This is a genomic window from Brevundimonas sp. (assembly GCF_032017145.1).
Classification (GTDB): domain Bacteria; phylum Pseudomonadota; class Alphaproteobacteria; order Caulobacterales; family Caulobacteraceae; genus Brevundimonas.
Genome location: NZ_DALZQC010000117.1, coordinates 1 through 9,489, shown reverse-complemented (window position 1 = coordinate 9,489; position 9,489 = coordinate 1). Strand labels below are relative to the sequence as shown.

Annotated in this window: 9 protein-coding genes and 1 pseudogene; 7 read left to right on the top strand and 3 right to left on the bottom strand. The window is 68.8% G+C overall.

Features of this window, described 5'->3' with window-relative positions; all coding sequences use genetic code 11:
• A partial coding sequence (locus tag RTU05_RS15295) for an alpha-hydroxy-acid oxidizing protein (RefSeq protein ID WP_312599206.1) occupies positions 1-688 on the bottom strand: 688 nt, incomplete at its 3' end.
• Between the two features lie 7 nt (positions 689-695).
• The gene (locus RTU05_RS15290; protein ID WP_312599205.1) at positions 696-2,579 is read right to left on the bottom strand and encodes a PPC domain-containing protein; all 1,884 of its coding nucleotides are present in this window, start codon (positions 2,577-2,579) and stop codon (positions 696-698) included.
• A 92-nt stretch (positions 2,580-2,671) separates the two neighbouring features.
• On the opposite strand from RTU05_RS15290, the gene RTU05_RS15285 reads away from it, so the two are divergent.
• From RTU05_RS15285 to RTU05_RS15265, 5 genes are all read left to right on the top strand, one after another.
• On the top strand, positions 2,672-3,592 hold the full coding sequence (locus RTU05_RS15285) for a bifunctional methylenetetrahydrofolate dehydrogenase/methenyltetrahydrofolate cyclohydrolase (RefSeq protein WP_312599204.1): 921 nt from the start codon (positions 2,672-2,674) through the stop codon (positions 3,590-3,592).
• A gap of 61 nt (positions 3,593-3,653) precedes the next feature.
• Positions 3,654-4,337 (top strand): LemA family protein, encoded by a 684-nt coding sequence (locus tag RTU05_RS15280; protein ID WP_312599203.1) that lies wholly within the window; start codon positions 3,654-3,656, stop codon positions 4,335-4,337.
• Positions 4,334-5,164, top strand: a complete 831-nt coding sequence (locus RTU05_RS15275; protein ID WP_409411638.1) for a TPM domain-containing protein — start codon at positions 4,334-4,336, stop codon at positions 5,162-5,164. Before RTU05_RS15280 ends, RTU05_RS15275 begins: the two co-directional genes overlap by 4 nt.
• The gene (locus tag RTU05_RS15270; protein WP_312599202.1) at positions 5,164-5,841 is read left to right on the top strand and encodes a TPM domain-containing protein; all 678 of its coding nucleotides are present in this window, start codon (positions 5,164-5,166) and stop codon (positions 5,839-5,841) included. The genes RTU05_RS15275 and RTU05_RS15270 overlap by 1 nt, the downstream gene beginning before the upstream one ends.
• Positions 5,842-5,915: 74 nt before the next feature.
• The gene (locus RTU05_RS15265; RefSeq protein WP_312599201.1) at positions 5,916-6,653 is read left to right on the top strand and encodes an endonuclease/exonuclease/phosphatase family protein; all 738 of its coding nucleotides are present in this window, start codon (positions 5,916-5,918) and stop codon (positions 6,651-6,653) included.
• Here the strand turns inward: RTU05_RS15265 and RTU05_RS15260 are convergent.
• Entirely contained in the window at positions 6,638-8,116 is a 1,479-nt protein-coding gene (locus RTU05_RS15260) for a phospholipase D-like domain-containing protein (protein WP_312599200.1), read from the bottom strand. The two genes, RTU05_RS15265 and RTU05_RS15260, sit on opposite strands and share 16 nt — an antisense overlap.
• 172 nt (positions 8,117-8,288) lie before the next feature.
• Here RTU05_RS15260 and RTU05_RS15255 point away from each other — a divergent pair, with 172 nt between their 5' ends.
• Positions 8,289-8,471, top strand: coding sequence for a hypothetical protein (locus RTU05_RS15255; protein ID WP_312599199.1), 183 nt, complete (start codon positions 8,289-8,291; stop codon positions 8,469-8,471).
• A gap of 125 nt (positions 8,472-8,596) precedes the next feature.
• Positions 8,597-9,489: pseudogene (locus RTU05_RS15250) on the top strand (tipN); the annotation flags it as partial.

Sequence of the window (9,489 nt, the reverse complement as noted above, 5' to 3'; positions counted from 1 at the left end):
CCTCGACCAGCGCCCCGTTGGCGCCGCCCGCGCCCGCCACGTCCACCGCCGCCGTGCCCATGTCGGTCAACCGCCGGGCGGTGCGACCGGACAGGCCCGCGCCCGTCTCCTTCACGACCACCGGGGCGTCCAGTTTCAGGATCAGCGCCTCCAGCGCCGCGCCCATGCCCCACCAGTCGCGGTCCCCCTCGGGCTGACACGCCTCCTGCAACGGGTTCAGGTGGACGACCAGGGCGTCGGCGTCGATCCCGTCCATGGCGCGTCGCGCCTCGTCCAGTCCGAAGCCGCGCGTCAGCTGGGCCGCGCCGATGTTGCACAGGATCACGGTATCGGGGGCGCGACGACGCAGGGTCCGGTCCAGACCCACGCTGGCGCCGCCCTCGAGCGCCGCCCGCTGCGATCCCACCGCCAGGGCGACGCCCAGATGCTGAGCCGCCTCGGCCAGACGGGTGTTGATCGCCTCCGCCCGGCTGGGCCCGCCGGTCATGGCGCTGATCAGCAGGGGCGCCTTCAGCCGCCGTCCCAGAAAGTCGGCCCCCAGGTCGATCTTGTCGTGATCGAGGTCCGGCAGGGCCTCGTGGACGAAATGCACGCGGTCGAAACCGGCGTCGCGCGCGTGGCGGCCTCGCCCCGCCGGAACGACGTCCAGATGCTGGTCCTTGCGGTCGGGCGGGGCGGCGTCGCTCATGAGGGCATTACTCGGAGGGCGTCTGGCTCCGCGTCTCGCCGCTGCGGGCGCCCGTGGCGGGCTGGCGTTCCACCGTCAGGGCGTAGGCGCCCGTCTGATTTGGGCCATAGGCGCGGGCGCGCACCAGATACCAGCCGTCGTCTGGCGCGGTCCAATCCAGCTTGGCATGGGCGTCGGACAGGCTGTCGTCGTCGGTCGCCAGGCTGGAGAAGTCGCCGTCGTCGTCCTGGCGGCCCAGGTCGATGAAAGAGTCGAAGGCGTTGGAGACCATGGTCAGACGCAGTTTCTCGTCCTTCTTGGCCTGGAACCGATAGGCGTCGAAATAGGCGCCTTCGTCCGTCAGGGCCGACGTATCCTTCAGCACGCCGCGTACGGTGGAGCCGACCAGCAGGCTGCCGGCCTTGGGCTCCGGCCCGCGATCCGACAGTTCGAAGGAATAGAGCCCCTTCTCCTCGGCGCTCAGCGGCATGGCGCGCACCACATAGTCGCCGTCGTCCGGCAGGGTGAAGGTCAGACGCGAATCCGTGCCCTCGGCCAGGCCGTCGTCATCGCTGGCCAGGGCCTCGAAGGCGTCGCCCGCCTTGCCGATCTCCAGATAGGCGTCGAAGTCGCCGGAACGCAGGATGGCCTGGACGCGCCGCCCCTTGGTCCCGGTGAAGATGTAGGCGTGATAACGTTTGCCGTCGTCGCCTTGCGGGCTCGTATCGCTGATCGCGCCCTCGGTCGTCTGGCCGAACACGGCCGGCGTGGGCGGCGGCGGCGGCGCCGTCTCGGTCAGTTTCAGCGTATAGTCGCCCTCGGCCTCGTCGCTGAACCCGCGCGCCTCGATGATGTAGTCGCCGGCCGCGTCCAGGGTGCGGCCGATGCGCGCGTCGGTGCCCGAGCCCGCGCCGTCGTCGTCCTCGGCCACCACACTGCCGTCCGAGGCGCGGCGCAGCGTCAGATAGGCGTCGAAGTCGCTGGACTTCATCTCGACGGCGACGCGCTGGCCGGCGGTTCCGGTGAAGCGATAGGTGTCGGCGCGCTGGCCGTCGTCGTTGGTGGTGCTGTCGGCGCTGAGCTCGCCCTTCACCTCGTCGCCGAGGGCGATAGGCTTGGACGGCGGCGCGGGCGGCGCCTCGGCCAGCCCCAGCGTATATCGACCCAGGCGTTCGTCCACGCCGGTCGCGCGGATCACATATTCGCCGGCCGACGGCGCCGTGAAGACGAGGCGTGAGTTCAGGCCGCCACCGGGCGCGTCGTCGTTGTTGGCCAGTTCCGTGAAGTCCGGCCCGTTCATCCGGCCGACCCGAACCAAGGGATCGATGTCGCTGGAGTCCAGGGTGACGACGAACCGATCGCCCGCCGCCGCGCGGAAGACGTAGGCGTCGTAGCGTCCGCCGTCCTCCTGCTCGGGGTCGCGGTCCGTCAGTTCGCCGCTGACTGTCGCCCCGACGCGGATGCCGGTCGGTCGCGGGGCGCGGGGCGCGGGCGGACGTTCCTGCAGCGACAGGCGATAGTCGCCGCCGTCCAGGCCGCTGAGCGTGCGCGCCCTCAGCACATAGACGCCGTCCCGCTCGGGTGTGAAGCGCAGGCGCGCGTTGGTCCCGTCGCCCAGGCCGTCGTCGTCCTCGGCCAGCGCCTCGTCCATCGCACCGTCGGCGTAGATCGCCAGATAGGCGTCGAAGGCGTCTGAGCGCAGCACGGCCTCCAGTCGCTGGCCGGCACGCGCCTGGAAACGGTAGTCGTCGTAGCGATACTCGTCGTCCGCCGCCTTGGCGTCGCCGTCCGTCAGAGCCCCGCTGACGCCGGAGCCGATCCGCAGCGGCTGGGCCTCCTGGGCCAGGGCGTGACCTGCGGCTCCGATCAGCGCGATCAGGCTGACGGCGGCGGCGAGAGAGGGACGGCTCATGAATTTCTCCAGCTTTGGACGGGGATCATAGACGCCGAACCGGCGCGGCTGTAAATCGCCGCCATCCTGATTTCCCGCCAAACGGAGCTGCCATGTCAGCCGAATCCACGCCCGCGACCCTGATCGACGGCAAGGCCTTTTCGGCGACGCTGGTCCAGCGGGTGGCGGCCGCCGTCGAACGGCTGGGGGCCGAACGCGGCGTAAAGCCCGGCCTGGCGGTCGTCATCGTCGGCGAGGATCCGGCCAGCCAGATCTACGTCCGCAACAAGGGCGAGACGACCCTGCGCGCCGGGATGCGATCCGACACCCACCGCCTGGCCGAAACGACCAGCCAGGACGAGCTTCTGGCCCTGATCGGCCAGTTGAACGCCGATGCGGGCATTCACGGCATTCTGGTGCAACTGCCGCTGCCCGCCCACATCGACGCGACCGTGGTGCTGGACGCCATCGACCCGGACAAGGACGTGGACGGGTTTCATGTCGTCAACGCCGGGCGTCTGGCCGTCGGGATGCCGGGGCTGGTTCCGTGCACCCCGCTGGGCTGTCTGATGCTGCTGAAGGATCAGTTGGGCGATCTGTCGGGCCTGAACGCCGTGGTGGTGGGCCGGTCCAACATCGTCGGCAAGCCGATGGCGCAGCTTTTGCTGGGCGAAAGCTGCACCGTCACCATCGCCCATTCTCGCACGCGGGATCTGCCCGCCGTCTGCCGCGCGGCCGACATTCTGGTGGCGGCGGTCGGACGACCCGAGATGATCCAGGGCGACTGGATCAAGCCCGGCGCCACGGTCATCGACGTGGGCATCAACCGCGTGCCGTCCGCCGATCCGGTCAAGGCGGCCGAGGGCAAGACCCGTGTCGTCGGCGACGTGGCCAAGACGGCTGTGGAGGTCGCCGGCCGCATCACCCCGGTTCCGGGCGGCGTAGGCCCCATGACCATCGCCTGTCTGCTGGCCAATACCTATTCGGCCGCCTGCCGCATCAACAATATCCAACCGGAGCCATTGGACGCTTGATGCATTCATGCGGCGGGTCAATATTCGACCCGACGGCGATCTGCGCCGATAGGGAGATGTCATGGTTCGCCTGAATGCGCGTGCGCTGGCTGTAACGGCCGCCCTGTTGATCACCCCGGCCGCAGCGGGATGCGGCTACAACACCATTCCGACCAAGCAGGAGCGCGCCGAGGCCGCCTGGGCCGATGTGCAGAGCCAGTATCAGCGGCGCGCCGACCTGGTGCCGAACCTGGTCGCCACGGTTCAGGGCGCCGCGATCCAGGAACGCACGACGCTGACGGACGTGATCAACGCCCGCGCCCGCGCCACCTCGGTCAATGTCTCGGCCGACGATCTGGATAATCCGCAGGCTTTCCAGCAGTATCAGGAGGCGCAAGGCCAGCTGTCGGGCGCCCTGTCGCGCCTGCTGGTCACGGTGGAAGCCTATCCCCAGCTTCAGGCCAACCAGAACTTCCTGACCCTGCAATCGCAACTGGAAGGCACAGAGAACCGCATCCAGATCGCGCGCCACGACTACAACGAGGCCGTTCGCGACTACAACACCACCCTTCGCACCTTCCCGCAGGTGATCTGGGCCAAGACCCTGCATGGCGGCTCAAAGCCGATGCAGCTTTTCACCGCGACCGCCGCCGCCCAGTCGGCGCCCCAGGTCAACTTCAACCTGAACGCCCCGCCCTCCAACGCCTCCGCGCCCGGCGGCGGCGCGCCCGCCGTCGCGCCCGGTTCCACCCCGCCGGCCCAGTGACACGCCTTATCGCGCCGGGGCGACGTCCGACCGGCGTCGCCGCCTGGCTGATCGGCCTGGCGGTTCTGCTGCTGTTCGCCGTTCCGGCGATGGCGCAGTCCAAGATCGACTTCCCGCCCCTGACCGGCCGCGTGGTCGATCAGGCGGGTCTGCTCGATCCGGCGACCGAACAGGCCCTGACCGAGAAGCTGGCGGCGCTGGAGGCCGCGACCACCGATCAGCTTGTCGTCGTGACCGTCAGCAGCCTTCAGGATCAGGAGATCGAGGACTACGGCTATCAGCTGGGTCGCGCCTGGGGCATCGGTCAGAAGGAAAAGGACAACGGCGCCCTGCTGATCGTCGCGCCCAATGAGCGCAAGGTCCGGGTCGAGGTGGGCTATGGGTTGGAGCCGATCCTGACCGACGCCTTCTCGTCCCAGGTCATCCGCAACGACATCCTGCCGTCCTTCCGCGACGGCGACTACAAGACCGGCGTGGTCAAGGGCGTGGATGCGCTGATCGCGCAACTGTCGCTCGATCCCGCCGAAGCCCAGGCCCGCGCCCAGGCCGTCGCGGACGAACAGGCCAAGGACAAGGGCGGCTCCATCGCGCCCCTGGTGATCGTCGCGGTCATCTTCCTGTTCATGTTCTTGGCCGCCGCGCGATCCGGTCGCGGGCGGCGCAGCGGCGTCGGCTCGGTCCTGCTGTGGGCGGCGTCCGAGGCGCTGCGCAATTCGGGACGCGGCGGCGGCGATTGGGGCGGCGGAGGCGGCGGCTTCGGCGGCGGGGGCGGATTTGGCGGAGGCGGCGGCGGATTCGGCGGCGGCGGCGCATCGGGAGGATGGTGATGCAGATCACGGACAACGACCGCGCCCGCATCGCAGAGGCCATCTCCAAGGCCGAACAGCACACCTCGGGCGAAATCTTCTGCGTCGTATCGCGGCGCGTCTCGTCCTATCTGGACGTCAGCCTGGCGTGGGCGGCGGGCGCGGCCCTGATCGCCCCCACCGTCTTCGTTCCCTTCGTTCTGGACCTGCGATGGCCCGGCGGCGGCTGGGAGGCGGCGCATCAGGCGGCCGAGGCGGCTGGCGCCGGACAGGCCCTGGCGATCTATGCCCTGTCGCAGGCGGCGGTGTTTGTCGGCGTCTTCCTGCTGACCCGAATTCCCGTGCTGCGTCGCCTGGCCACGCCCGCAGGCGTGCGACGCGGCCGGGTGCGCGAGGCGGCCCTTCAGCAGTTCCTGGCCCATGGCGTCCATGTCACGCGCGAGCGCACGGGGGTGCTGATCTTCGCCGCCCTGGATGAACATCAGGTCGAGTTGATCGCCGACGAAGCCATTCATGCCCAAGTGGAGGAAGCCGCCTGGGCTCAGGCGGTGGACGCCCTGACCCGCCAACTGCGCGCAGACCGTCCGGTCGAGGGCTTTTCAGCCGCCATCATCCTGTGCGGCCAGGTGTTGGCCCAGCACTTCCCGCCCCGCGCCGACAATCCCAATGAGTTGCCGGATCATCTGATCCTGTTGTGAATCGTCGTATCGGGGTCGCAATCCGGGGCCAGAAGGCCTAGCCCACGGTCGAAGCCAGACGACATCCCCACGCCATGCCCCGCCTTCTCACCTACAATGTTCACCGCTGCGTCGGCACGGACCGCCGTCTGGATGTCGACCGCATCGTCGCCGTCATCGGCGAATACGAGCCGGATATCGTCTGCCTGCAAGAACTGGACGTCGGCCGTTCACGCACCAACGGTGTGGATCAGGCGCGCGCCATCGCCGATGGCCTGGCTATGACCTCGCGCTTTCACCCGGCGATGCGGGTCGAGGCGGAACTGTATGGCGACGCCATCCTGACCGCCCATCCCGAACGGCTGATCCGCGCCGACGCCCTGCCGACCGTCACAGGCATTCCCGGGCTGGAGCCGCGAGGCGCCATCTGGTCCGAGATCGAGATCGACGGCGTGGCCCTGAACGTCTTCAACACCCATCTGGGTCTGGTCCCGCGGGAGCAGCGCCTGCAGGCCGCCGCCCTTACCGGGCCGGGCTGGCTGGGCGGTTGCACCGGACCGACCCTGCTGGCGGGGGACTTCAACGCCACCTCGATCACCCGCCCCTATCAGACCCTGTGCCGCACTCTTGAAGACTGCCAGCGTCAACTGGGCGTCAAGCCCAGCGTCAAGACCTTCCCCTCGGCCTTTCCGGCCATCCGCATCGACCACTGCTTCGTCAGCCCGCACATTCGGATACGCGCAGTGCGCTCGGCCTTTTCGCCGCTGGCGCGGGTGGCGTCGGATCATCTGCCGCTGATCGTCGATTTCAACGTGGTTCAGCCGGGCGCCTGACCGCCTTCGGAAATCGGTCGCGTCCGGTGCGAGCGGTTCAGCCGCTTCCAGGGCCGCCAGGCGTCGGTGGAAGATGTAGGATCGCCCAGCTGCCATTCCGCGAACATCCGCTGGATGCGGGTCGGCGGCTCCGAACCCAGCGGCTTCAGCCGATCGGTCTCGAAGCTGCAGATCGCCTGGCCGACCGAGCCGAACACCGCTTCCACCGCCGCATAGTCCTCGGTCGCGACGCCAAGCCAGTGGGCGATGGTGCGATGGCGGTGGGCGGTGATCGCCGCGCGCCCCGCCGCGTCGGTCGGCTCTGCGGCGATGTCGCATTCGGTATCCAGACCCATCGAACGATTGTTCAGATTGGTCGAGCCGATCCGTATCAGCCGGTCGTCGATGATCGACATCTTGGCGTGGACAATGATCCGGTCGCCGTCCTGGGTCAGGGGGGCGAAGGCGAAGAAACGGTTGAATTTGTCCGCCTGCTCCAGCCGGTACAGCACCTCGGCGCGGGCCGTATCCATCGTCAGGCTGTCGAACCAGCTGGGGCTCTTGGCGGTGGAGACGACGATGATCTGCGGCCCGTCCGGCTCGGCCAGACGCTGCGCCAGGGCGGCGGCGATCACCGGCGAGGTGAAATACTGGTTCTCAAGATAGATCAGCCGTTTGGCGCGCCGGATCGACTCCAGATGCAGGGCCTCGCTCTCGCGCACCTCGTGCCGGCCGGCCCATTTCGGCTCGGTCCTGGCGATGCCGACAGGCACGTCCGTCATCTGGACCGGGACGCCGTCGGGCCAGGGATCGCCCTCGACCTGATCGGGAATGGTGCGTTCCCACGTCGCCTTGAACCAGCGTTCGCGCGCCAGATCGCCCAGCGCCCGCGCCGCCGGGCCGTCCATCACCGACATCACCTCGTGCCGCGCCTTGCAGATGACGCCGCTGGGCAGGGCGCGACGCGGATCGCCGTCCAGATGCTCGTCGGAGTCCCAGCGGTCGGTCGAGATGTCGCCCCCGCCGCAGAAGGCCAGCTTGTCGTCGATCACCACCACCTTCTGATGGTGGCAGGCGCCGATGGGGCCGGGCGAATCCAGACGAAACTCCACCATCCGCTTGCGGAACCAGCGCTGGGCGCGATGGGGATAGAAGCCCTGCGACGCCGCGATCAACAGCGGCGACTTCCAGATCAGCAGCCGCACGTCCAGATCGGGCTTCTTCTTGACCAGCAGCCTCAGCTGGCGTCCGATCTCGGCGCTCTTGTCGCCCGGCCGCGTCTCGGGATCCAGATGGGTGCGCGGATCGAACTGCCAGCCCAGAAGGACGATGGACCGTTCCGCCTTCTGAATGGCCGAGGACAGGGCGTCGAAATAGGCCTCGTTCTCCATCAGCACGGAAAAGCGATGGGCGACGGCCGAGGTCCACAGACCCGGCCCCGGCTCCAGCAAACTGCCGTCGTAACTGTCGCCGCCTTGCCCCATGCAACCCCTCTGCCTGATTCGCGTGACACGGTGTCGGAGCGCCTTGGTCCTCCGTTTCACGCGCTTGGCGTCGGGTCAATCTTTGAGAAACGTAGAGCTTGCGGCGGGATTGTGACGTTCGCCGATCTGAGGCATAAGGCGCATGGCCGTTCGGGCCGCGAGGGAGGGTGGAATGCAGGCGCTGGTCGAACTGATCGCCGGCTTCATCGCATTGCTGGCCGCAGCCGTCCTGTCGCAGTTCGGCGTGGACACCCACACCACCAACCACTCCGACCGCGAGGTCCATCGCGTGGCCGAGTGTCGCGACGGCGCCGCTTCGTCGACGGTCATGGTCGAGAGCAATCGCGGCTGCTGACACAACGGCCTGTTCGTCGGTGATCGACAGCTTACGCGCGCCAGCAGGTTCCGTCAGCCTCATTCCTGTTCTAGGGTCTGGGCGGCGCTGTCGGACGCCTGCGTAGAGATCGAGTTTTTGAGCTGATGAAGTCTCCCAAACGGCCGCCGCTGAAGCTGACCGACGAAGACGTCGTCGCCCCCATCGATGCGCCGTCCGTCGAGGAGACGCCGATCGCCGACGCTTCTTTCGAACCGGAACCGCTGACCGACGCCGATCTGGAAATCGTGCAGCCCACGTTCGAACGACCGATGTCCGAACGGCGTCGGCGCCGCCTGCTGGAAGAACAGCGCCTGGCCGAGGAGCGCGCCGCTCACGCCCAGCATGCGCCATCTCCCGAACTGACCGCCGAGGTCGAACTGGCCGTCGCGGCCGGCAAGCCCCCGGCCCCGTTCGAACTGTCGACGCCGCCAGCCGTGAAGCCGGTCGTGGCCAAGCGCGCCGGCGAGCCGTCCGGCCGCCACGCCTATCTGATCGCCGGCATCGCCTCCGCCCTCTGGATCGGCGGCGTCGCCTCCTGGGCCGCCTATGAGTTCGGGGCCGGGGGCGCCGAACTGGATCCGTTGCGGATCGCCATCTACGCCCTGATCGCCCTGGCCCCGGCAGGCTTGGCCATCATGCTGGCCCATGCCGTGCGGCAGGGTGCGGGGTTGGCGGCCGAGACCCGTCGCGCGCGTCAACTGGCCGAGGCATTGGTCGCCCCAACGGCGCTGGCCGCCCAGCAGACCGGCGACGTGCTTCAATCCCTGCGCTCCGACATCGACCACGCCGCCCTGGCGGCCGAGCGGGCGCGCAACGACATGGCCCTGCTGCGCGAAGCCCTGGCCGAGGAGACGGCGCGCCTGAACGAGGCGGCCGACAACGCCGGCCGCACCGCTCGTCGCCTGGCCGAGAACCTGGGCCGCGAACGCGATCAGATGCAGACCCTGGGCCTGCATCTGGACACCCAGGCGACCGGCGTGATCGACGCGGTCGAACG

What these genes read in the sequence shown, in the direction of transcription:
- RTU05_RS15290 (WP_312599205.1), bottom strand. Translation starts at nt 2,579, where the DNA reads ATGAGCCGTCCCTCTCTCGCCGCCGCCGTCAGCCTGATCGCGCTGATC.
- RTU05_RS15285 (WP_312599204.1), top strand. Translation starts at nt 2,672, where the DNA reads ATGTCAGCCGAATCCACGCCCGCGACCCTGATCGACGGCAAGGCCTTT.
- RTU05_RS15280 (WP_312599203.1), top strand. Translation starts at nt 3,654, where the DNA reads ATGGTTCGCCTGAATGCGCGTGCGCTGGCTGTAACGGCCGCCCTGTTG.
- RTU05_RS15270 (WP_312599202.1), top strand. Translation starts at nt 5,164, where the DNA reads ATGCAGATCACGGACAACGACCGCGCCCGCATCGCAGAGGCCATCTCC.
- RTU05_RS15265 (WP_312599201.1), top strand. Translation starts at nt 5,916, where the DNA reads ATGCCCCGCCTTCTCACCTACAATGTTCACCGCTGCGTCGGCACGGAC.
- RTU05_RS15260 (WP_312599200.1), bottom strand. Translation starts at nt 8,116, where the DNA reads ATGGGGCAAGGCGGCGACAGTTACGACGGCAGTTTGCTGGAGCCGGGG.
- RTU05_RS15255 (WP_312599199.1), top strand. Translation starts at nt 8,289, where the DNA reads ATGCAGGCGCTGGTCGAACTGATCGCCGGCTTCATCGCATTGCTGGCC.